We start from the raw sequence: 20222 nt of genomic DNA, 5'->3' as shown, positions 1-20222 counted from the left end.
CGTTGCCCGAGATAACAATCATGTACCGTGACCGTATTCGCTTGCCTTCATTGTTGGACAAGGTAATGAGCGCCGCCGACGCTGCCGCTCTGATTCAGGACGGCATGACCGTCGGCATGAGCGGCTTTACCCGAGCCGGCGAAGCCAAGGCCGTGCCTCATGCACTGGCCGAGCGCGCCAAGGTCACGCCGCTGAAAATAAGCTTGATGACCGGCGCCAGCCTGGGCAACGACCTCGACAAACAGCTGACTGAAGCCGGCGTACTGTCGCGACGCATGCCGTTCCAGGTGGACAGCACTCTGCGCAAGGCGATCAATGCCGGCGAAGTCATGTTCATCGACCAGCACCTGTCGGAAACCGTAGAGCAGCTGCGTAACCAGCAACTCAAGCTGCCGGACATCGCGGTGATCGAAGCCGTGGCGATCACCGAGCAGGGCCATATCGTGCCGACCACCTCGGTGGGCAACTCGGCCAGCTTCGCGATTTTCGCCAAACACGTGATCGTCGAGATCAATCTGGCGCACAACCCGAATCTCGAAGGCTTGCACGACATCTATATCCCTACCTACCGGCCGACCCGCACGCCGATTCCACTGGTGAAGGTCGATGACCGTATCGGCAGCACTGCCATCCCGATACCGCCGGAAAAAATCGTCGCGATCGTGATCACTAATCAATCCGACTCGCCCTCTACTGTGCTGCCGCCGGATGTGGACACCCAGGCCATCGCCGACCACCTGATCGACTTCTTCAAGCAAGAAGTGGCTGCCGGTCGCATGACCAACAAACTCGGCCCGCTGCAAGCCGGTATTGGCAGTATCGCCAACGCGGTGATGTGCGGCTTGATCGACTCGCCATTCGAAGACCTGACCATGTACTCCGAAGTGCTGCAGGATTCGACTTTCGATTTGATCGACGCTGGCAAGTTGAGCTTCGCTTCGGGCAGTTCGATCACCCTGCCGAGCCGGCGCAATGCCGATGTATTCGGGAATCTGGAGCACTATAAGGACAAGCTGGTGCTGCGCCCCCAGGAAATCTCCAATCACCCCGAAGTAGTGCGGCGCCTGGGCATCATCGGCATCAACACCGCGCTGGAGTTCGACCTGTACGGCAACGTCAACTCCACTCACGTCTGCGGCACGCGGATGATGAATGGCATCGGCGGCTCGGGCGACTTCGCGCGCAATGCGCACCTGGCGATTTTTGTCACCAAGTCGATCGCCAAGGGCGGGGCGATTTCCAGCGTGGTCCCCATGGTCAGCCACGTCGACCACACAGAACATGACGTCGATATTCTCGTGACCGAGATCGGCCTGGCCGACCTCCGTGGCCTGGCCCCGCGCGAGCGGGCCCGCGTCATTATCGATAACTGTGTTCACCCGGACTATCGCCAGGCCCTGAATGACTACTTCACTGCTGCTTGCGCAGTCGGCGGGCATACCCCGCATATCCTGCGTGACGCACTGAGCTGGCACATAAACCTGGAAGAAACCGGGCGCATGCTGGCGGTGTAATTGATACAGATAGCAGCTGACGCAAACACAGTTTCGTCAGCTCGCTGTTGCAGCATTCTTTTCAATCAAAAACTGTACTGCTGTACCGGTCTTTTTCTACCGTAATTGCCTACCTTTTCCAGCCTAACCCCTATAAATGCACCACAATGGTGCTGATAGGTACAGTTGCTTCAATTTAGACCAGTACACCACCGTTTAACAGTTAACTGGTCTCTCACAATACAGGTGAACTGTATCTACAGAGACTGGCCAAACGAGAGGATCATTGGCATCAGTCAAAGTTAAACCACTACCTAATCCCGCCATAAGCGGAAGGATGTCAACCATGGAACGTACACTCAGTTCCGAGCTGTTCTTCGAAGACACTGCTGCAAAAACCCAGGCTTCCCTGCCTTTGCGCGTTATCGCCAACCTGATGCTGTGGCAGCGCCGCATCTCCAGCCGCCATCAACTGGCTCGCCTGGATTCGCGTCTGCTGGCTGACGCCGGGATTAGCGAAGCACAACGCTACGAAGAGCTGAGCAAGCCGTTCTGGCGCTAAGTTAGCGTCGCTGGCTCTGACCCACCGGGTCCACCGCCAGCAACCCGAATTGAACAAACAGAACCCGTCGTGGGAAACCACGACGGGTTTTGTCGTTTTAGGGCTTCATATTGGGGGCGTACAGAAGAGAAAATCACCGACAGTGACAGTTTTAAATATATAAAAACAACCAGTACAGTTTATTCTAAGCGTGTCTGCGCTCGCCTGCATGAACAAGCGGGACTGTTCTAACCGATGTACGCAGGCCTAATATCTGTATAAAACGTGGCGAACGCTTTAAGACGATAGGCGTCTGATCCTTTGCCACCTCTCTATCGGTCTATCCAAAGGAGCTACCTCATGTCCCCCCTTCGCCTGCTCAGCGCTGCAGCCCTGCTTGCCATGGCTGCCAATGCCCACGCCTCCAGTTTTATCGTGACCACCGACTCCATCGTTAATGGCCTGAAAGCTTCCTCCGACGCGACTTCGGATGTCTCGTCCTCCTTCCGCGACAACAAAATCGTCCGTGCTGCCCGTGACGATGCCGCCAGCTTCGTTGCCAGTGACGGTGCCATCCGTGGCGTGAAACTGGAAAGCGCGCTCAACCATATCCGCCAACAGGCTCCACAACTGAATGCGACCGACGCACAACTGGCCCAGGCCATCCTGACGATCTAGGCAACTGCGCTGAACCGGGACACGCCCGTCGTGTCCCAATGTTTCGGCGCTGGCTCTAGCCCGGGCATTGCGCTAGCCTTGGGGCTCGCTTTCAGCTATCGAGCCTCATGCGTTTTCTTTCAAGCCTGTTGATCACTCCGGTTTTTCTCGCGGCCTGCTGGTCGGGCTCGGCCCATGCCTTCGACGCTTTCAACCTGTCTACACAAGGCACCGTAGCCAGTGGTTACGCCACCAGCATGGTGACCTCCGCGCCCTTCGACCATAAAATGCTGATCGCCGCCCGGGATGACGCTGCAGCGTTCATCGCCAGTGACGGCCAACTGCGAGGAGCACAACTGGAATCGGCCTTGATCTACCTGCGCCGGACCCAGCCAAAACTTCATGCCAGCGACCTTGAACTGGCGCAGGCAATTCTCGTCCAATAGTTATCCTTGTTTCTCCGGAGTCACTCCATGCGTAGCCCGCTGATTGCTGCCACCCTTGGCCTGCTGTTGTTGGCCGACGTGGCCCAGGCCCACACCCTGGTAGCCACCAGTAACATGATCATTCGTGCCTCCCAGCGCACGCTTGATTTCACTTCCGATACCACCACGTCCATCCGCGATTCGAAGATCGTCCGTGAAGCCCACGACGATGCGGCCAGTTTCGTCGCCAGCGAGGGTGAAATCCGTGGTGCACACCTGGAGGCGGCCTTCGACACCTTGCGCACCCGCGTACCGGAAGCCCGCGACGCCAGTGATCAGGTCCTCGCCGAAGCCATCCTCGCACTGTGAAATCACTAAGCACCTGGCTGCTGGCCGGGGTTGTGTTGCTGCTTGGCAACACGGCCCAGGCCGGCCTGCAATTACGGCTCAAGACCGACGGCCTGAGCCCCGCGCAACAGCAGGCCAGTCAGGCGCTGCTCGATGAAGCCATGCAGGCGTTACCGCCACGCTTCATCGAGCAGCTGGACCGGCACATCGATGTCGGCTGGACCGACAACATGCCGAGCAATGCCTATGGCCAGGCATCACTGGTGTCCGAGCTCGACCTGAATCGCAACCTGCTCGCCAGCCTCACCGACGGCAGCGCCGCGACCAAAAAAACCTATCGCCCCCACGGCACCGTGCGTCAGGAACTGCTCGCCACGGTGTTGCACGAGCTCACCCACATCTACGACCGCGCACGCCTGTGGCCGGACGCCGAGCGCACACTGATCCAGCGCTGCACACAACGTAACAGCAGCTCCGGACTGATCGGCATCCCGGATCAGTGCCGCGGACAGACCGACCGACGCTGGACCCTCAGCGACGACCCTCGCCTGCTCGATCTGGCCGGCTGGCCGCAATACGTCGGTCGGCGCGGTGAGCGCGAACAGCATAACCGGCAGATTGCCCGCAGCCCGGACATCTACGAGACGAGCAGCCCGAAGGAGTTCGTCGCGGTCAACATGGAGTACTTCCTCCTCGACCCAAGCTATGCCTGCCGTCGCCCTGCGCTGTATCGCTACTACAAAGAACACTTCGGCTGGGCGCCCGCCGCCAAAGACACCTGCGCCCGATCATTCGCCTTCCTCAATGCGGGTAACGATTTCGCCAAACAGCCCTTGGGCCAGGTCGATCCGGAACGGGTGTATGCCGTCGACTATCTGCTGGCAGAAGCCAACCAGAACTGGGTCAGCCGCTGGGGTCACAGCATGCTGCGACTGGTGATCTGCGCGCCCGGTCGGCCTCGCGGGCCGGATTGCCGCCTCGATCTGGATCAACATCTGGTGCTGTCCTACCGCGCCTTCGTCGGCGACGTACAGTTGTCGAGTTGGGATGGGCTGGTGGGCAAATATCCATCGCGCCTGTTTGTGTTGCCGCTGGCCCAGGTGATCGACGAATACACCAAGACCGAACTGCGCAGCCTGGCCTCGGTACCGCTGAACCTGTCGCGCAGCGAGATCGAAGACGTGGTGGAACACGCCGCCGAGATGCACTGGAGTTACGACGGCAATTACTTCTTCCTGTCCAACAACTGCGCCGTGGAAAGCCTGAAGCTGCTGCGCAGCGGCAGCAATAATGCCCAGCTGACAGGGCTCGACAGCATCATGCCCAACGGCTTGCTGGAAGTACTCAAGAGCCGCGGACTGGCGGATACCAGCGTGCTCGACGACCCTCGCGAAGCGTTACGCCTGGGCTATCGCTTCGACTCCTTCCGCGAGCGTTATCAAGCGATGTTCGAGGTGCTGAAAAAGCACTTGCCGATCAAGCAGGAAAAGGTCGAAGACTGGCTGGCATTGAAAGCTGATGAGCGCCGCAAATGGATTGACCAGGCGGACCTGCGCACCAGCGCGGCATTGCTGTTACTGGAGCAGGCGAGCTTCCGCCAACAATTAGTATTGGCCCAGGACGAAGTGAAGCAACGCTATCTGGGCGCTCAGGAATTGAACAACGGCAGCATGGATAAGGCCAACGCGACCTTGAAGCAGATTCTCGCCAACAGTGGCTTCCTCAGCCGTCCGGCCGAACTGCTCGGCACCGGTGGCTATGGTTTGCCGCAGCCGAACGAGTGGACACGCCTGGAGTCGGAAAGCAATCTGCGTCAGAAGCAGCTTCAAGTGCTGACCGGAGACCTCGACAAGGAAGTGCGAGCGCTGCTCGAGCCAAGCCGCACTGCTGAAATGGCCGCCAACGAAGAGAACCTGAAACAGGTTGGCGAACATTTGAGGAAGTTGCACAAGGCTGCGGGTGGGTTGGAGTTGCCCTGAAAGCAAAAAGGGCTTCAGAACGTCCTGAAGCCCTCGGTCTTGCTGTATGTGCTGTGCCGCGAGGCACTAATTCCTCTCTTACTTTCAGCTGACCCGCGCTTTACGCACGCCGTCGGACAAGGCCGCGCACAGGCTGAGTACGCCCTCCACAGCCTGATCAGGGGTCGAGGCGTTGGCGATGTGATCAATCAGCGCCGACCCCACCACCACACCATCAGCCAGACGCGCGATTGCCGCTGCCTGTTCCGGTGTGCGAATACCGAAGCCGATGCTGATCGGCAGATCGGTATGGCGACGCAGACGGGTGACGGCCTCTTCGACATGTTCCAGAGTCGCCGCGCCCGCACCGGTCACACCCGCCACAGACACGTAGTAAACAAATCCGGAACTGCCATTCAGTACGGTCGGCAGACGCCCATCGTCAGTCGTCGGAGTGGTCAGACGGATGAAGTCCAGGCCCGCCGCCTGTGCCGGGTCGCACAATTCAGCGTTATGTTCTGGCGGCATGTCGACCACGATCAGGCCATCGACACCGGCTTCTTTGGCTTCAGCGATGAAACGCGGCACGCCGTACATGTGAATCGGGTTGAAGTAACCCATCAACACCAGCGGAGTCTCGCTGTTGCCTTTGCGGAACTCGCGAACCATTTGCAGGGTTTTCGCCAGGTTCTGCTTGGCGCCCAAGGCACGAATGTTGGCCAACTGGATCGCCGGACCATCGGCCATCGGATCAGTGAAGGGCATGCCCAACTCGATCACGTCGGCGCCGGCACCGGGCAAGCCTTTGAGGATCGCCAGGGACGTGTCATAGCTTGGGTCGCCGGCGGTCACGAAGGTCACCAGGGCGGCGCGGTTCTGTTCCTTGAGTTCGGCAAAACGCGTTTGCAGGCGGCTCATCAGTGTTTCTCCTGCTTGGACTGCACTTGTTGAGAGTTTTCCATGTGGTGCATCACGGTTTGCATGTCTTTGTCGCCACGGCCGGACAGGTTGACCACCATCAGGTGATCTTTCGGCAGGGTCGGTGCGCGCTTGAACACTTCGGCCAGGGCATGGGCGCTTTCCAGTGCAGGAATAATCCCTTCCAGGCGGCAGCACTTATGGAATGCGTCGAGGGCTTCGTCGTCGGTCACCGAGGTGTACTGGACGCGGCCGATGTCATGCAACCAGGCGTGTTCAGGGCCGATGCCTGGATAGTCGAGACCGGCTGAAATCGAGTGCGCGTCAATGATCTGGCCATCATCGTCCTGCAACAGGAACGTACGGTTACCGTGCAGCACGCCTGGTACGCCACCGTTCAGGCTGGCCGCGTGCTTGCCGGTTTCGATGCCGTAACCGGCCGCTTCGACGCCGATGATCTCGACGCTCTTGTCATCGAGGAACGGGTGGAACAGGCCCATGGCATTGGAACCGCCGCCGATGCACGCCACCAGGCTGTCTGGCAGACGACCTTCCTGGGCTTGCAACTGCTCGCGGGTTTCCTTGCCGATGACGGCCTGGAAGTCGCGAACCATGGCCGGGTACGGGTGCGGACCGGCCACGGTGCCTATCAGGTAGAAAGTGCTGTCGACGTTGGTCACCCAGTCACGCAGGGCTTCGTTCATTGCGTCTTTGAGGGTGCCGGTGCCCGCGACTACCGGGATCACTTCGGCGCCCAGCAGCTTCATGCGAAACACGTTGGCTTGCTGACGTTCGATGTCAGTGGTACCCATGTAGATCACGCAATCGAGGCCGAAACGCGCGGCCACGGTGGCGGTCGCCACGCCGTGCATGCCGGCGCCGGTCTCGGCGATGATGCGTTTCTTGCCCATGCGCCGCGCCAGCAGGATCTGGCCGATGCAGTTGTTGATCTTGTGCGCGCCGGTGTGGTTCAGCTCTTCGCGCTTGAGGTAAATTTTCGCGCCACCGCAAAACTCTGTCAGGCGCTCGGCGAAATACAGTGGGCTTGGGCGTCCGACGTAATCACGCTGGAAGTAGGCCAATTCTTCTTTGAATGCCGGATCTTCCTTGGCTGCTTCGTATTCACGGGCCAGATCGAGGATCAACGGCATCAGGGTTTCGGCGACGTAACGGCCACCGAACGCGCCAAACAGGCCGTTGGCGTCGGGGCCGTTGCGCAGATTAGTCTGGGTCATGGGTCGCTCCAGTTGTATTCGAGAGGTGACGATGGGGTTCACTCTACCCCTGACATCCCACGCTGAAAACCGATAAGATCGCCGCAACCTGTCAGGAAAACTCACAGATCCCATGAGCCATGACCTCCCCCCGCTGAACGCGCTTCGCGCCTTCGAAGCCACTGCCCGCCTGAACAGCGTCAGTCAGGCTGCCGAACAGCTGCACGTCACCCATGGCGCGGTCAGCCGGCAACTCAAGGTACTGGAGGAACACCTCGGCGTGAGCCTGTTCATCAAGGATGGACGCGGCCTTAAACTCACAGATGCCGGCGTTCGATTGCGCGATGCCAGCGGCGAAGCCTTCGAGCGTTTGCGCAGCGTTTGCGCCGAGCTGACCCAAAGCACCGCCGATGCGCCGTTCGTGCTCGGCTGCTCGGGCAGTCTTTTGGCGCGCTGGTTCATTCCGCGTTTGGGGCGCCTGAATGCGGACCTGCCGGATCTGCGCTTGCACCTGTCGGCTGGCGAAGGCGATCTCGATCCACGACGGCCCGGTCTGGATGCCCTGCTGGTGTTTGCCGAGCCGCCGTGGCCGGCGGATATGCAGGTCTACGAGTTGGTGAGCGAACGCATCGGCCCGGTCATGAGCCCGCGATTTGCCGGCTACGAAAGGCTACGAAACGCACCAGCAAGCACACTGTTGAGCGAACCCTTGCTGCACACCACCTCACGTCCGCAAGCCTGGCCGATCTGGGCACAGCAAAGCGGCCTCGACGACAAGGCGCTGAAGTACGGTCAGGGCTTCGAGCATTTGTATTATTTGCTGGAAGCGGCAGTGGCCGGGCTGGGCGTGGCCATCGCGCCCGAGCCGCTGGTGGCCGAAGACGTGAAGGCCGGTCGCCTGGTTGCGCCATGGGGCTTCCGTGAAACCCCGGCGCAACTGGCGTTGTGGCTCCCCAAGCGCGCCGCGGACGGGCGCGCTCGGCAGTTGGCGCAGTGGCTTAAAGACGAACTGCGCCAGACACCTTAATGACCGCGCTTGAACAATAAATAGGCCGCAAGCAATCCCAGCGCACCAACGGCAACACCGGCTGTAGTCCAAGGGTGCTCCTGGGCGTAGTCACGAGTCGCGATCCCGGTTTCACGGGTTTTGACCTTAACCTCTTCATAAGCATCGGTGAGCAGATGGCGTGAGTGTTTCAGCGCGTTCTCGGCGTTGCTTTTCAACGTCTTGATAGTTTTACGCGACTCGTCCGAGGCGTCGTCCTTCAAGCTTTCCAACGATTTCAACAGACTCTCGATCTCGGCTTCCATGCTTTGCAATGAGGCGTTGCGTAACGACGTGTTGGCCATGATGGCTCTCCTGCATTGTTGATGAGTGACGTGTGTTGGTTGGGACTTCAGGGGTTCGAGAAAGTGCAGTAAATCTGAACGTCACTACGGATTGGTCGACAGAAGAAATAAGAAAAATCACTGCTAGGCTGTATTTCACACCTCAAGGAGAACGCCATGTCTGACCATCACACCTACAAGAAAGTCGAACTGGTTGGCTCGTCCACCAGCAGCATTGAAGACGCCATCAACAATGCCTTGGCCGAAGCCAACAAAAGCCTCAAGTACATGGAATGGTTTGAAGTGACCGAAACTCGCGGGCATATCAAGGACGGCAAAGCTGCACACTTCCAGGTGACACTCAAAGTCGGGTTCCGGATTGCCAGCAGCTGAGTTTGAGCCAGCCGTCTGAACTTGCGCGACGACTGAATGCCATAGGAAACAGCAAAGCGCTACAGAATGAGCGCATCCGGTAACAGGATGCCCTCCCTCTATTGATCCGACCAAGGAGTGCAACCCATGAAGAAGTTTATTCTGGCGGTAGGTTTGTTGAGCCTTGCGGGAACAGCCTTTGCCCAGGTCAAGTCGTGTGAAGAGCTGAAAGCCGAAATTGCTGCAAAACTGGACGCCAAGGGTGTTTCCAATTACACGCTGGAGATCGTCGACAAAGGCACTGCTGCCGGTGGAAAAGTCGTCGGGAAATGCGAGAAGGGCTCCAAGGTAATCGTTTACAAACAGGGCTGACTTCCCTCAATAACGAAAAGCCGACGCCATGGCGTCGGCTTTTTGTGGATGCCGTTTAAGTGTCAGCCCTTCATGACCTGCGCCAACAGTTCATAGGAGTGCACGCGATCGGCATGTTCATACAGGTCACAGGTGAAAATCAGTTCATCCGCCTGGGTCTGTTCGGTCAGCACCTCAAGCTTGGCGCGGATTTTCTGCGGGCTGCCGACCATCGCCAGCCCTAGGAAATCACCGACCGCTTCTTTCTCATGGGGCAGCCACAGGCCGTCCATGGTCTTCACGGGTGGGCGTTGCACCAGGCTCTGGCCACGCATCAACGCAAGAATCCGCTGGTACACCGAAGTGGCCAGGTAATCGGCCTGCTCGTCGGTGTCTGCCGCCACCAGCGGCACACCGAGCATCACGTAAGGCTTATCCAACACCGCTGATGGCTTGAAGTGGTTGCGGTAGACGCGAATCGCTTCATGCATGAAGCGCGGTGCGAAATGTGAAGCGAAGGCGTAGGGCAATCCGCGCTCACCGGCCAGCTGCGCACTGAACAGGCTCGAACCCAACAACCAGACCGGGACATTGGTGCCGGTACCCGGCATGGCAATGATCCGCTGATCCGGCGTGCGTGGGCCGAGGTAGCGCATCAACTCGGCCACGTCTTCCGGGAAATCGTCGGCGCTGCCGGAACGCTCGCGACGCAAGGCGCGGGCGGTCATTTGATCGGAGCCGGGCGCGCGCCCCAGGCCTAGGTCGATCCGGCCTGGATACAGGCTTTCAAGGGTGCCGAACTGCTCGGCGATCACCAGCGGCGCATGGTTGGGCAACATCACGCCCCCCGAGCCGACACGAATGGTCGAAGTGCCACCGGCCAGATAGCCCAGCAGGACCGAGGTCGCCGAGCTGGCGATCCCGTCCATATTGTGGTGTTCGGCGACCCAAAAGCGGTTGTAGCCGAATTTTTCGACGTGCTGCGCCAGGTCCAGGGAATTGCGCAGAGACTGGGCCGCACTGCCGTTCTCGCGCACGGGCACCAGATCGAGGGTCGAAAACTTGATCTCAGACAGTCGTTTCATAAACCTGCTTCTCCAATGGGTAAGCAGGTTTTTTCACCAACGAAAACCTGCCGAGGCTATAAGCGTGTTCTATGCAATGAGGGCATATACCCGAGTTTCAATAGAAGAGACAAAATTCCTGCACGATTAGAGGACTGATCAGATGAGGTGAACTTTGCCTGACGGTCTATCCTCAGAACCCTGGTAACCGAAAACCACGAAGGCGCGACGTTTCGCACCGGATCTTGAGGAGGCAGACATGGCTATCACAAAGAAAGCATCGGCTCATTGGGAAGGTGACCTGAAAACTGGCATCGGCTCAATCTCCACGGAAACCGGCGTACTCAGAGAAGCCCCTTACGGCTTCAAGGCCCGTTTCGAAGGCGGTAAAGGCACCAATCCGGAAGAGTTGATCGGTGCGGCCCACGCGGGTTGTTTCTCCATGGCATTTTCAATGATTCTCGGCGATGCCGGCCTCAAGGCCGACAGCATCGACACCAATGCCGAAGTCACTCTGGACCAGGTGGACGGCGGCTTTGCAATCACCGCAGTGAAACTGATCCTCAAGGCGAAAATCCCTGGGGCGACCCAGGCGCAATTCGAGGAATTGAGCAACAAGGCCAAAGAGGGCTGCCCGGTGTCCAAGGTGCTGAATGCGAAAATCAGCCTGGATGCGACGTTGGTCAGCTAAACCGATAAAAGATCGCAGCCGTCGGCAGCGCCTGGATTATTGATTGATCGGTAGGCGCTGTCGAAAGCTGCGATCTTTTTTTGCGTTGGAACAAAACATGGCTGGCGTAATTGTGGTCGAATAAATGACAGCAGCTTTAGCGCATCACCGTGCGCGCTGCCTCAAGGGAGCTTCAACCATGAAACGTTTTGCCTTGGCGGTTATCTGTTGCACGCTGGCCACATCGGCTCTCGCGGTAACCAAATCGTGTGAGGAACTCAAGGCTGAGATCGAAGCCAAGATCCAGGCCAATAACGTCTCGTCCTACACCCTGGAAATCGTCACCAACGACGAAGTGCACGATCAGAATATGGTGGTCGGCACGTGCGACGGCGGCACGAAGAAAATCATCTACCAAAAAAATGACCGTTGATTCGCCTCACATGAGGCAGTAGCTCTCGCGATCTTCGGCGACAATCTCCCGCTTGGCGTTATACAGCCGGGCGCTGGGGGTGAACGCTATGGAGCGAGCCTCCAACAGATAACGCTGGCCGGCCTCGAAATGGTCGTAATTGATGGTCAGGTAGCATATTCGCTCCAGAGGAGTGTTCAGCAACCCCGGCCCTCCGCCAAACACTTCAAAGTCAAAACGTACCCTGAGCTCATGACTACCCGGGGTGACCTGAAAGTAACGGCCATCGCTCAACCGCTGGTTGTCCAGACGATCGGCCATCAGCAGTTTCCCGCCGGGAACTGGCGTAGCGAAGTCGACCCAGGCCATCTGCGGATTGACCGCCGGCAACGGACTCGTGCAGCCGACAAAGGCACCTGCAGCGAGCAACAGCAACAACCTGCGCATGATGAATATCCCAAGGACTGATCATTCAGCATAGCGCCGATCAGGTGCGTTGGCAGCCCGCTGGCTTACCCTGCCCAATCACTTTTCGCTGCTGATCATAAAGCTTTGCCCACGGCCGAAAGCCGATATTCCCCGCTTGCAGCTGATACCGCTGCCCGGCGTTGAAGTCCTTGAATTTCACATTCAACTGGCAGTCGCGCCACAACGGCTCGGCATCGGGGCCAATGTTGGTCGGCTGGACCGCGAACAAATAGCGAACCTTCAGCTCATGGCTGCCGGGCTGCACCTGGAAGTAGCGCTTGTCGATGGACGCCTTGTCATCGACTTTCAGCGCTTGCAGCGCGGCGTCTTGTTGTAATGGATCAAGATCGATCCAGGCCTGCGAAGGATCAGGGGTGGGCAATCCGGCACAGCCGGCCAGCATCAGCAGGCCTCCCGTCAGCATCAATTTGCGCATAGCGGAGCTCCAATAGGCGGGATAGTCTTGCGGGCAGACTTTCCAGGGATTTTTTTATTTTGATCAGGCCGCGTACAAGCCTTGGGTTACTTGATCGCGTTTTACGCATTTTGTTTCCGGGTGTTTTTCTTTTGTCGCTCAATGGCTGCGCGAGCGTCAGCTATTACGGCCAATTGGCCAGTGGTCAGCTGCACTTGCTGCGGGCCCGGGAGCCGATTGCCAATGTGATTGCCGACCCCGACCGCGATCGGCAATTGCGTGCGCACCTGGCCCAGTCACAAAAGGCCCGAACGTTCGCCAGCCAACACCTGCATCTGCCGGACAACCAGAGCTACCGCTTGTACGCCGACATCGGCCGACCGTTTGTAGTCTGGAATGTCTTCGCCACGCCGGAGTTTTCGCTGAAGCCGCAGAACCATTGCTTCCCCGTCGCCGGCTGCGTCGCTTATCGCGGTTTTTACAGTCAGAGCGCTGCTCGCGGTGAGGCCGCCTTGCAACGCCTGCAAGGTATGGACGTGTCGATCGGCGGCGTCGAGGCCTATTCGACGCTCGGTTGGTTCAACGATCCGATTATTAGCTCGATGATGGCGTGGGGCGACGAGCGGTTGGCGACGCTGATATTCCACGAACTCGCGCACCAACGTTTTTATGTGAAAGACGACACCGAGTTCAACGAGTCCTTCGCCACGTTCGTCGAACAGGAAGGCACTCGCCAATGGCGCGCATTCCGAGACATGCCGCCGGACAATGGAGCGTTGGTACGCCAACGCGACCAGTTCATCCAATTGATTCTGGACACCCGCACCCGGCTTGAACGGCTTTACGCCCTACCGCTGCCGGCCGACCAAATGCGTGAGCGAAAAGCGGCCGAGTTCGAACAACTGCGCCGTGAGTACAGGACCCTGCGTGACAGCCAATGGGCTGGCAACAATCGCTACGATGCATGGATCAACGCCCCGATGAACAACGCCCGATTATTGCCGTTTGGTTTGTATGACCAGTGGGTGCCAGCGTTTACCGCACTGTTCAGGCAGGTCGATGGTGATTGGGTGAGGTTTTATGCGGCAGTGGAGAAGGTAGGCACGTTGCCGGTTGGGGAGCGCAAGGCGGCGTTGAGGGCGTTGGCAGGATCAGCGAATTCCGGTGGCTGAACGGGCCCCTTCGCGGGCTTGCCCGCGAAGGGATTTGATCAGCGCTGCAAAAACGCCTGATGCAACTCATCCAGCGTCTCGAAGTGATACGCCGGTGCTTCGGCGCTCAACTCTTCCCGGCTGCCAAACCCATAACCCACCGCTGCCGCGTCCAGCCCATTGCTGCGGGCACCGATCAGGTCGTGCTTACGGTCGCCGATCATCAGCGTATTGGCCGGGTCGAGACCCTCTTCGGCCATCAAGTGTGCAATCAGCTCGACCTTGTTGGTCCGCGTGCCATCCAGCTCACTGCCATAAATCATCTTGAAATGCTTGGCGAAGTCGAAGTGCCGGGCAATTTCCCGGGCGAAAACCCACGGCTTGGAGGTCGCGATGTACAGCTGCCGCCCTTGGCCACCGAGGGTTTCCAGTAGAGGCGTGACGCCGTCGAACACGCGGTTTTCATACAGGCCGGTGACCTTGAAGCGTTCACGATAGAAGTTCACTGCCTCCCAGGCCTTGGGTTCGTCGAAGTCATAGAACTGCATGAACGCCTGCAACAATGGCGGGCCAATGAAATGTTCGAGCCTGGTCAGGTCCGGTTCATCGATACCCAGTTTGCTCAGGGCGAACTGGATGGAGCGGGTGATGCCTTCGCGCGGGTCGGTCAGCGTGCCATCGAGGTCGAACAGTACGGTTTGGTAATGCATGGAAATTCCTGAGCAATAGCGAGACGCTTTCCGTTATCAAGCGGCTTAGAGCTGGTCGTAGCCTTCGGCCAGATGCAGATCCTTGAGCTTCACGTAATTCGCTGCACTGTAGGTGAAAAAGGCTTTTTCCTTGTCCGTCAGCGGCCGGATCTGCTTCACCGGGCTCCCGACATAAAGGAAACCGCTTTCCAGGCGCTTACCCGGTGGCACCAGGCTACCGGCGCCGATGATCACATCGTCCTCGACCACCGCACCGTCCATGACGATGCTGCCCATGCCGATCAGAATCCGGTTGCCCACGGCGCAACCATGAAGCATGACTTTATGCGCGATGGTCACATCGTCGCCGATCAGTAACGGAAAGCCATCGGGGTTGAATGGCCCTGCATGGGTGATGTGCAACACGCAGCCGTCCTGCACGCTGGTGCGCGCACCGATCCGGATGCGATGCATGTCGCCGCGGATCACCGTCAGCGGCCAGACGGAGCTGTCTTCGCCGATTTCGACGTCGCCGATCACCACTGCCGAGCCGTCGACAAAAGCGCCTTTGCCCAGCAGCGGCGTGTAGTTCTGATACTTGCGAAGGGTCACGATAGGGTTTCTCTCTGTTGCCGATAGCTGCGGTGAACGTCGATTGTAATTAAGATGGGCGCATGTTTCTTCCCGCATGTTTTCCAGCCAAGGTGCCAACCGTGAGCGTGAACAACCCTCTTCTGCAGTCCTACGACCTGCCGCCGTTCTCGGCGATCCGTGCCGAACACGTGCAACCGGCCATTGAAAAAATCCTGGCTGACAACCGCGCCGCCATTGTCGAAATCCTCAAGACCCAGGCCAAACAACCGACCTGGGCCGGCCTGGTGCTGGCGATGGACGAACTCAACGATCGTCTGGGCGCCGCCTGGAGCCCGGTCAGCCACCTCAATGCCGTGTGCAACAGCGCTGAGTTGCGCGAGGCTTACGAGTCCTGCCTGCCGGCCCTGAGCACCTACGCCACCGAGCTGGGCCAGAACCGTGAACTGTTTCAGGCCTATGAAGCGCTGGCGAACAGTCCTGAGGCCGCCGGTTTCGACGTGGCGCAGAAAACCATCCTGGAGCACGCCCTGCGTGACTTCCGCCTGTCGGGTATCGACCTGCCTGAAGCCGAACAAAAGCGTTATGCCGACGTGCAGAGCAAACTGTCGGAGCTGGGCAGTCGCTTCTCCAACCAGTTGCTCGACGCCACTCAGGCCTGGACCAAGCACATCACTGACGAAGCCGCCCTCGCTGGCCTGACCGATTCGGCCAAGGCGCAGATGGCCGCCGCCGCGCAAGCCAAAGACCTCGACGGCTGGCTGATCACCCTGGAATTCCCGAGTTACTACGCGGTGATGACCTACGCCCAGGACCGCGCCCTGCGCGAAGAAGTCTACGCCGCCTACTGCACCCGTGCGTCGGACCAAGGTCCGAATGCCGGTCAGAACGATAACGGCCCGGTCATGGAAGAAATCCTCGACCTGCGTCAGGAACTGGCAAAACTGTTGGGTTTCACCAGCTTCTCGGAGCTGAGCCTGGCGACCAAAATGGCCGAATCCAGCGATCAGGTACTCAGCTTCCTACGCGACCTGGCCAAGCGCAGCAAGCCGTTCGCCGTCCGGGATCTGGAGCAGCTCAAGGCCTACGCCGCCGAACAGGGTTGCCCGGACCTGCAAAGCTGGGACAGCGGTTTCTACGGTGAAAAACTTCGTGAGCAGCGCTACAGCGTTGCCCAGGAAACCCTTCGCGCGTACTTCCCGATCGACAAGGTTCTGGGTGGGCTGTTCGCCATCGTCCAGCGGCTGTACGGCATCGAGATCGCCGAGCTGAAAGGCTTCGATACCTGGCACCCGGACGTTCGCCTGTTCGAAATCAAGGAAAACGGCCAGCACGTCGGCCGCTTCTTCTTCGACCTCTATGCCCGCGCCAACAAGCGTGGCGGTGCCTGGATGGACGGCGCCCGCGATCACCGCCGTACAATCAATGGTGTGCTGCAAAGCCCGGTAGCGAACCTGGTGTGCAACTTCACCCCGGCCGACAGCGGTAAACCAGCCCTGCTGACCCACGACGAAGTGACCACCCTGTTCCATGAATTCGGTCACGGCCTGCATCACCTGCTGACCCGTGTCGAGCACGCTGGCGTATCCGGCATCAACGGCGTGGCCTGGGATGCGGTCGAGCTGCCAAGCCAGTTCATGGAAAACTGGTGCTGGGAGCCGGAAGGTCTGGCACTGATTTCCGGTCACTACGAAACCGGCGAACCGTTGCCTCAGGATCTGCTGGAGAAAATGCTCGCGGCGAAGAACTTCCAGTCCGGCCTGATGATGGTCCGCCAACTGGAGTTCTCGCTGTTCGACTTCGAGTTGCACGCCACTCACGGCGACGGCCGCAGCGTGCTGCAAGTGCTCGAAGGGGTACGTGATGAGGTTTCGGTCATGCGTCCACCGGCCTACAACCGTTTCCCCAACAGCTTCGCCCACATCTTCGCCGGTGGCTACGCGGCGGGTTACTACAGCTACAAGTGGGCTGAAGTATTGTCGGCCGATGCCTTCTCGAAGTTCGAAGAAGACGGCGTGCTCAATGCCCAGACCGGTCGTGCCTTCCGCGAAGCGATCCTGGCACGAGGTGGTTCCCAGGAACCGATGGTGCTGTTCGTCGACTTCCGTGGCCGTGCGCCATCGATTGACGCACTCTTGCGCCACAGCGGCCTGACCGAGGACGCGGCAGCATGAGTGAGGGACCTGTGATTACCAAAAAACGCTTTATCGCCGGGGCGGTCTGCCCGGCCTGTAGCGAGCCGGACAAATTGATGATGTGGAACGAAGATACCGTTCCGCATCGCGAGTGCGTGGCCTGCGGTTATTCCGACACGCTGAATGAACAAGGTCTGTCGGTGCCCAAGGAATTGGGCACCCGGGTTAACACCTCGGCACCCAAGGTGCCGGACGCCAAGGTTCAGGCCGTGCAGTTTTTCCCGAACCCGAAGCTGAAGAAAAAGCCTGACGAGCAACACTGAGTATCGAAAAACACCTTCCACTGCGCAACGCAGTGGAAGGTGTTACTTACTCGACATGGGCCGAGTTGAACCAACTCTTCATCGAACACATGGCAAACGGACTTGTGCTGCAATCACCATTGGCCAGCGCCGTACGAAGTTTGTCGACATCGGCCTGCATCATGTAGCGAATGCCGTCCTTGAAGTGGGTGCTATCGCCAAAACCGCCCTGAGTCATTTCACTCAGCGCATCTTCCTTACTCCAGCCCTGCACCACCACACGGTACATCGCCGCCATCAGGCCGGTGCGATCCGAGCCGTGTTTGCAGTGCATGAGCACAGGCCCTTTGGCCTCCGCGCTCTGAATCGTGCGAAGGGCCTTGAGCACATCACTGTCATCCACATGATTGGTGCGGTAGGGCAGTTGTATCTGGGTGATTCCGGGTTTTGACAACCAGCTCGAGTCCGGTTCAGGCAGGAAGTTGATGACGGTGGCGACCTTGAGTTTTTCCAGCAACGGCACCGCCCCCTTGTCCGGCAACGCACTGCGATAGAGGGTCGGGGACATCTGATAGAGGTTGTACTGAACCTCCACCGATTGAGCCCAGTCCGCAGGCCGGGATAGAGCAGCGTCGTCAGCGTGGGCCAGCGTCAGGTTGAAAAGTGCGGCCAGCGACAAAAGAAGCGTCGCAGGTAGAAGGCGCAGTAGGGACATGCTCAGGCGACCGTGAAGTGGTGGATAAGTGATCGATAGCCTGAACTCGGGACAGTCAAAGACCTGTGAGGGCACTGTCAAAGAATCGTGAATAGAACAGCAAATGCCCGAGGCTGGTTGTCATTCAGATCAGTCAGACTGTCCGACATCGCTAGTTGCCTGAGAGACACTATCCGGCAAGACCTTGAGTTAATAGACACCGATAAAACCAGGCCTGCATGGAGTTTCATGCAGACCTGGCAACAACTATCAACTTCAGGGATTTACGATACTGGAATAAGCCTTGGCCAAGGCCAGCAGTTTTGCTTTGTCATCACCATCGATATCGCCATCACCGTCCACATCGCTGTTAATGGTTTTGATCGTGAAGGACTGACCACCATCGCTGGAAACCGCTGTCACATAGATGGAATCGACCAGTGCCTCTGTCTGCACTTCATTTACCGCATCCCATCCCGGCTCTTTACGGGCAAGCTGCATCGATACTTGTGCTTCGCGAGGATTGGTTATGCTGGGCGCCAACAGTTGTAAAAAAATACCACGCTGATTAAAAAACGACATGACTAAATCCTTTTAATTAATAATCCACGACAACTTCGTGTGGCGAGGATAGTACTAACAGCCTTTGTAATTGCGCCACTTTATATATATTTCCAGTGATGACAGTCGCGCGATGCGCTTGATCCATAAACTTGTCTTGTTAGTTCCTTTATATAATCTCCGATGTTCACTCGCCGAACGGCACTGGCTTGTCGCTTTCCTCCTTGATACTGTATGCACATACAGCCAATGGGTTTTTATCGATGAACACGCCTCTGCCACCCCGCGGTCGCGGCACCGCCACCAACCCTCACAACCGTTTCGCACCGAACCGTTCGGTGGCCGAGGATGACGGCTGGTATCAGGAAGCGCCAATCACCCAAGGCACCGAGGTGCGCATCGAGACGGCGAAGACCATCATTACCCGCAACAACTCGCCGGACTTGCCCTTCGACCGCTCGATCAATCCCTATCGTGGCTGCGAGCATGGCTGTATCTATTGCTATGCTCGGCCCAGCCACGCCTACTGGGACATGTCGCCAGGGCTGGATTTCGAAACCAGACTGATCGCCAAGACCAACGCCGCCGATGTGCTGGAAGAACAACTGTCCAAACGCGGCTATCAATGCGCGCCGATCAACCTGGGCTCCAACACCGATCCTTATCAGCCGATCGAGCGTGAATACAAAATCACCCGCAGGACCCTCGAGGTGCTGCTGCGCTATCGCCATCCGGTGACCATCATCACCAAGGGCTCGCTGATTCTGCGCGATCTGGACCTGCTGGCCGAACTCGCCGAACAACGACTGGTGGCGGTAATGATCAGCCTCACCACTCTGGACGATGAGCTCAAACGCATCCTCGAACCCCGTACGGCTGCGCCCAAGGCACGACTGCGGGCGATCCGGGTAATGCGTGAAGCGGGGATTCCGGTGGGTGTCTTGTGTTCACCGATGATTCCGATGATCAACGACAGCGAACTCGAAAGCCTGCTGACTGAAGCCCATGCGGCCGGAGCGCAAACTGCGGCTTATATGATGTTGCGCCTGCCGCTGGAAGTGGCGCCGCTGTTCGAAGAGTGGCTGGCCGCCCATTATCCTCAGCGTGCAGCTCATGTGTTGAGCCTGATCCGCCAGAGCCGTGGTGGGGAGCTTTACGACAGTCGGTTTGGCGCCCGTATGCGCGGTGAAGGACCGTTTGCCGATCTGCTGGCGCAGCGCTTTTCCAAAACCATCAAGCGCCTGGGGCTCAACCGTCGGGAAGGTTTCGATCTGGACTGCAAAGCCTTTTGTCCGCCGGGTCGCCAGATGTCATTGATTTAAGGACAATCGGACCTATGGTGGAGTAGTGAAAAAAGTACGTCGCGTTCAAGCTGGTCATATTTCTTATGACCTGGAACGTACGTTCTAGAGCGCTTGATTCAGTTTGAGTTAAGCTTCGGCCGCTACCTTGTTCATCGAGTGA

The 20222-nt window shown here is 58.4% G+C and carries 25 protein-coding genes; 15 read left to right on the top strand and 10 right to left on the bottom strand.

Annotated elements, in window-relative coordinates:
* Positions 1–20 precede the first annotated feature (20 nt).
* The 6 genes from LOY28_RS00525 (at position 21) to LOY28_RS00500 (ending at position 5443) form a co-directional block, all read left to right on the top strand.
* Positions 21–1514, top strand: a complete 1494-nt coding sequence (locus LOY28_RS00525; protein WP_258612915.1) for an acetyl-CoA hydrolase/transferase family protein — start codon at positions 21–23, stop codon at positions 1512–1514.
* A gap of 325 nt (positions 1515–1839) precedes the next feature.
* Positions 1840–2055, top strand: coding sequence for a DUF1127 domain-containing protein (locus LOY28_RS00520; RefSeq protein ID WP_018927231.1), 216 nt, complete (start codon positions 1840–1842; stop codon positions 2053–2055).
* A 339-nt stretch (positions 2056–2394) separates the two neighbouring features.
* On the top strand, positions 2395–2712 hold the full coding sequence (locus tag LOY28_RS00515; RefSeq protein ID WP_018927232.1) for a DUF2388 domain-containing protein: 318 nt from the start codon (positions 2395–2397) through the stop codon (positions 2710–2712).
* A 107-nt stretch (positions 2713–2819) separates the two neighbouring features.
* Positions 2820–3137, top strand: coding sequence for a DUF2388 domain-containing protein (locus LOY28_RS00510; RefSeq protein WP_018927233.1), 318 nt, complete (start codon positions 2820–2822; stop codon positions 3135–3137).
* Positions 3138–3164: 27 nt separating this feature from the next.
* Positions 3165–3485, top strand: a complete 321-nt coding sequence (locus LOY28_RS00505; RefSeq protein WP_018927234.1) for a DUF2388 domain-containing protein — start codon at positions 3165–3167, stop codon at positions 3483–3485.
* Positions 3482–5443: a DUF4105 domain-containing protein gene (locus LOY28_RS00500; protein ID WP_258612914.1), complete on the top strand. Its 1962-nt coding sequence runs from the start codon at positions 3482–3484 to the stop codon at positions 5441–5443. The genes LOY28_RS00505 and LOY28_RS00500 overlap by 4 nt, the downstream gene beginning before the upstream one ends.
* 84 nt (positions 5444–5527) lie before the next feature.
* Here LOY28_RS00500 and trpA read toward each other — a convergent pair whose 3' ends face one another.
* Entirely contained in the window at positions 5528–6340 is an 813-nt protein-coding gene (trpA, locus tag LOY28_RS00495; RefSeq protein ID WP_018927236.1) for a tryptophan synthase subunit alpha, read from the bottom strand.
* Complete coding sequence (gene trpB / locus LOY28_RS00490) at positions 6340–7575, bottom strand: tryptophan synthase subunit beta (protein ID WP_007940749.1); 1236 nt, start codon at positions 7573–7575, stop codon at positions 6340–6342. The genes trpA and trpB overlap by 1 nt, the downstream gene beginning before the upstream one ends.
* Before the next feature lie 112 nt (positions 7576–7687).
* Between trpB and LOY28_RS00485 the strand changes: the two genes are divergently transcribed.
* Entirely contained in the window at positions 7688–8581 is an 894-nt protein-coding gene (locus LOY28_RS00485; protein WP_258612913.1) for a LysR family transcriptional regulator, read from the top strand.
* Here the strand turns inward: LOY28_RS00485 and LOY28_RS00480 are convergent.
* The gene (locus tag LOY28_RS00480; protein WP_064615705.1) at positions 8578–8904 is read right to left on the bottom strand and encodes a YqjD family protein; all 327 of its coding nucleotides are present in this window, start codon (positions 8902–8904) and stop codon (positions 8578–8580) included. The two genes, LOY28_RS00485 and LOY28_RS00480, sit on opposite strands and share 4 nt — an antisense overlap.
* A gap of 156 nt (positions 8905–9060) precedes the next feature.
* Between LOY28_RS00480 and LOY28_RS00475 the strand changes: the two genes are divergently transcribed.
* On the top strand, positions 9061–9276 hold the full coding sequence (locus tag LOY28_RS00475; RefSeq protein ID WP_018927240.1) for a dodecin: 216 nt from the start codon (positions 9061–9063) through the stop codon (positions 9274–9276).
* A gap of 126 nt (positions 9277–9402) precedes the next feature.
* On the top strand, positions 9403–9627 hold the full coding sequence (locus LOY28_RS00470) for a DUF1161 domain-containing protein (RefSeq protein ID WP_018927241.1): 225 nt from the start codon (positions 9403–9405) through the stop codon (positions 9625–9627).
* A gap of 62 nt (positions 9628–9689) precedes the next feature.
* On the opposite strand, the gene LOY28_RS00465 is transcribed toward LOY28_RS00470, so the two are convergent.
* Positions 9690–10691 (bottom strand): LLM class flavin-dependent oxidoreductase, encoded by a 1002-nt coding sequence (locus tag LOY28_RS00465; protein WP_258612912.1) that lies wholly within the window; start codon positions 10689–10691, stop codon positions 9690–9692.
* 238 nt (positions 10692–10929) lie between these two features.
* On the opposite strand from LOY28_RS00465, the gene LOY28_RS00460 reads away from it, so the two are divergent.
* Positions 10930–11361 (top strand): OsmC family protein, encoded by a 432-nt coding sequence (locus LOY28_RS00460; protein WP_008152515.1) that lies wholly within the window; start codon positions 10930–10932, stop codon positions 11359–11361.
* 178 nt (positions 11362–11539) lie between these two features.
* Positions 11540–11773 carry a DUF1161 domain-containing protein gene (locus LOY28_RS00455; RefSeq protein WP_018927243.1) on the top strand — a complete coding sequence of 78 codons (234 nt, stop codon included), beginning with the start codon at positions 11540–11542 and terminating at the stop codon, positions 11771–11773.
* Between the two features lie 6 nt (positions 11774–11779).
* On the opposite strand, the gene LOY28_RS00450 is transcribed toward LOY28_RS00455, so the two are convergent.
* Together LOY28_RS00450 and LOY28_RS00445 are read right to left on the bottom strand one after the other, a co-directional pair.
* Positions 11780–12199, bottom strand: a complete 420-nt coding sequence (locus LOY28_RS00450; protein WP_018927244.1) for a hypothetical protein — start codon at positions 12197–12199, stop codon at positions 11780–11782.
* 40 nt (positions 12200–12239) lie between these two features.
* Positions 12240–12656: a hypothetical protein gene (locus LOY28_RS00445; protein ID WP_018927245.1), complete on the bottom strand. Its 417-nt coding sequence runs from the start codon at positions 12654–12656 to the stop codon at positions 12240–12242.
* A 59-nt stretch (positions 12657–12715) separates the two neighbouring features.
* Between LOY28_RS00445 and LOY28_RS00440 the strand changes: the two genes are divergently transcribed.
* A complete protein-coding gene (locus LOY28_RS00440) occupies positions 12716–13807 on the top strand; it encodes an aminopeptidase (protein ID WP_258612911.1) in 1092 nt (363 codons plus the stop codon).
* A gap of 38 nt (positions 13808–13845) precedes the next feature.
* Here the strand turns inward: LOY28_RS00440 and LOY28_RS00435 are convergent, their stop codons facing one another.
* Entirely contained in the window at positions 13846–14496 is a 651-nt protein-coding gene (locus LOY28_RS00435) for an HAD family hydrolase (RefSeq protein WP_086945262.1), read from the bottom strand.
* Between the two features lie 45 nt (positions 14497–14541).
* Positions 14542–15087, bottom strand: coding sequence for a gamma carbonic anhydrase family protein (locus LOY28_RS00430; RefSeq protein ID WP_007940736.1), 546 nt, complete (start codon positions 15085–15087; stop codon positions 14542–14544).
* A 101-nt stretch (positions 15088–15188) separates the two neighbouring features.
* On the opposite strand from LOY28_RS00430, the gene prlC reads away from it, so the two are divergent.
* Positions 15189–17240, top strand: a complete 2052-nt coding sequence (gene prlC / locus LOY28_RS00425; protein WP_258612910.1) for an oligopeptidase A — start codon at positions 15189–15191, stop codon at positions 17238–17240.
* A complete protein-coding gene (locus LOY28_RS00420; RefSeq protein WP_064615693.1) occupies positions 17237–17524 on the top strand; it encodes a YheV family putative zinc ribbon protein in 288 nt (95 codons plus the stop codon). The genes prlC and LOY28_RS00420 overlap by 4 nt, the downstream gene beginning before the upstream one ends.
* Before the next feature lie 46 nt (positions 17525–17570).
* On the opposite strand, the gene LOY28_RS00415 is transcribed toward LOY28_RS00420, so the two are convergent.
* Both LOY28_RS00415 and LOY28_RS00410 read right to left on the bottom strand, forming a co-directional pair.
* Positions 17571–18218 (bottom strand): dual specificity protein phosphatase family protein, encoded by a 648-nt coding sequence (locus LOY28_RS00415; RefSeq protein WP_026286506.1) that lies wholly within the window; start codon positions 18216–18218, stop codon positions 17571–17573.
* A 255-nt stretch (positions 18219–18473) separates the two neighbouring features.
* Positions 18474–18779 carry a hypothetical protein gene (locus tag LOY28_RS00410; RefSeq protein WP_018927251.1) on the bottom strand — a complete coding sequence of 102 codons (306 nt, stop codon included), beginning with the start codon at positions 18777–18779 and terminating at the stop codon, positions 18474–18476.
* 242 nt (positions 18780–19021) lie between these two features.
* On the opposite strand from LOY28_RS00410, the gene LOY28_RS00405 reads away from it, so the two are divergent.
* Positions 19022–20080, top strand: coding sequence for a PA0069 family radical SAM protein (locus LOY28_RS00405; protein WP_258612909.1), 1059 nt, complete (start codon positions 19022–19024; stop codon positions 20078–20080).
* Positions 20081–20222 lie beyond the last annotated feature (142 nt).

Source organism: Pseudomonas sp. B21-017, from assembly GCF_024749245.1.
Taxonomy (GTDB): Bacteria; Pseudomonadota; Gammaproteobacteria; order Pseudomonadales; family Pseudomonadaceae; genus Aquipseudomonas.
The sequence above is the reverse complement of the archived record's forward strand: the minus strand, read 5'-3'. Positions and strand labels throughout refer to the sequence as shown.

Bases quoted from the DNA above. Each gene is read 5' to 3' on its own strand.
- LOY28_RS00525 (WP_258612915.1), top strand. From the start codon at position 21: ATGTACCGTGACCGTATTCGCTTGCCTTCATTGTTGGACAAGGTAATG.
- LOY28_RS00520 (WP_018927231.1), top strand. From the start codon at position 1,840: ATGGAACGTACACTCAGTTCCGAGCTGTTCTTCGAAGACACTGCTGCA.
- LOY28_RS00515 (WP_018927232.1), top strand. From the start codon at position 2,395: ATGTCCCCCCTTCGCCTGCTCAGCGCTGCAGCCCTGCTTGCCATGGCT.
- LOY28_RS00510 (WP_018927233.1), top strand. From the start codon at position 2,820: ATGCGTTTTCTTTCAAGCCTGTTGATCACTCCGGTTTTTCTCGCGGCC.
- LOY28_RS00505 (WP_018927234.1), top strand. From the start codon at position 3,165: ATGCGTAGCCCGCTGATTGCTGCCACCCTTGGCCTGCTGTTGTTGGCC.
- trpA (WP_018927236.1), bottom strand. From the start codon at position 6,340: ATGAGCCGCCTGCAAACGCGTTTTGCCGAACTCAAGGAACAGAACCGC.
- trpB (WP_007940749.1), bottom strand. From the start codon at position 7,575: ATGACCCAGACTAATCTGCGCAACGGCCCCGACGCCAACGGCCTGTTT.
- LOY28_RS00485 (WP_258612913.1), top strand. From the start codon at position 7,688: ATGAGCCATGACCTCCCCCCGCTGAACGCGCTTCGCGCCTTCGAAGCC.
- LOY28_RS00480 (WP_064615705.1), bottom strand. From the start codon at position 8,904: ATGGCCAACACGTCGTTACGCAACGCCTCATTGCAAAGCATGGAAGCC.
- LOY28_RS00475 (WP_018927240.1), top strand. From the start codon at position 9,061: ATGTCTGACCATCACACCTACAAGAAAGTCGAACTGGTTGGCTCGTCC.
- LOY28_RS00470 (WP_018927241.1), top strand. From the start codon at position 9,403: ATGAAGAAGTTTATTCTGGCGGTAGGTTTGTTGAGCCTTGCGGGAACA.
- LOY28_RS00465 (WP_258612912.1), bottom strand. From the start codon at position 10,691: ATGAAACGACTGTCTGAGATCAAGTTTTCGACCCTCGATCTGGTGCCC.
- LOY28_RS00460 (WP_008152515.1), top strand. From the start codon at position 10,930: ATGGCTATCACAAAGAAAGCATCGGCTCATTGGGAAGGTGACCTGAAA.
- LOY28_RS00455 (WP_018927243.1), top strand. From the start codon at position 11,540: ATGAAACGTTTTGCCTTGGCGGTTATCTGTTGCACGCTGGCCACATCG.
- LOY28_RS00450 (WP_018927244.1), bottom strand. From the start codon at position 12,199: ATGCGCAGGTTGTTGCTGTTGCTCGCTGCAGGTGCCTTTGTCGGCTGC.
- LOY28_RS00445 (WP_018927245.1), bottom strand. From the start codon at position 12,656: ATGCGCAAATTGATGCTGACGGGAGGCCTGCTGATGCTGGCCGGCTGT.
- LOY28_RS00435 (WP_086945262.1), bottom strand. From the start codon at position 14,496: ATGCATTACCAAACCGTACTGTTCGACCTCGATGGCACGCTGACCGAC.
- LOY28_RS00420 (WP_064615693.1), top strand. From the start codon at position 17,237: ATGAGTGAGGGACCTGTGATTACCAAAAAACGCTTTATCGCCGGGGCG.
- LOY28_RS00415 (WP_026286506.1), bottom strand. From the start codon at position 18,218: ATGTCCCTACTGCGCCTTCTACCTGCGACGCTTCTTTTGTCGCTGGCC.
- LOY28_RS00410 (WP_018927251.1), bottom strand. From the start codon at position 18,779: ATGTCGTTTTTTAATCAGCGTGGTATTTTTTTACAACTGTTGGCGCCC.
- LOY28_RS00405 (WP_258612909.1), top strand. From the start codon at position 19,022: ATGAACACGCCTCTGCCACCCCGCGGTCGCGGCACCGCCACCAACCCT.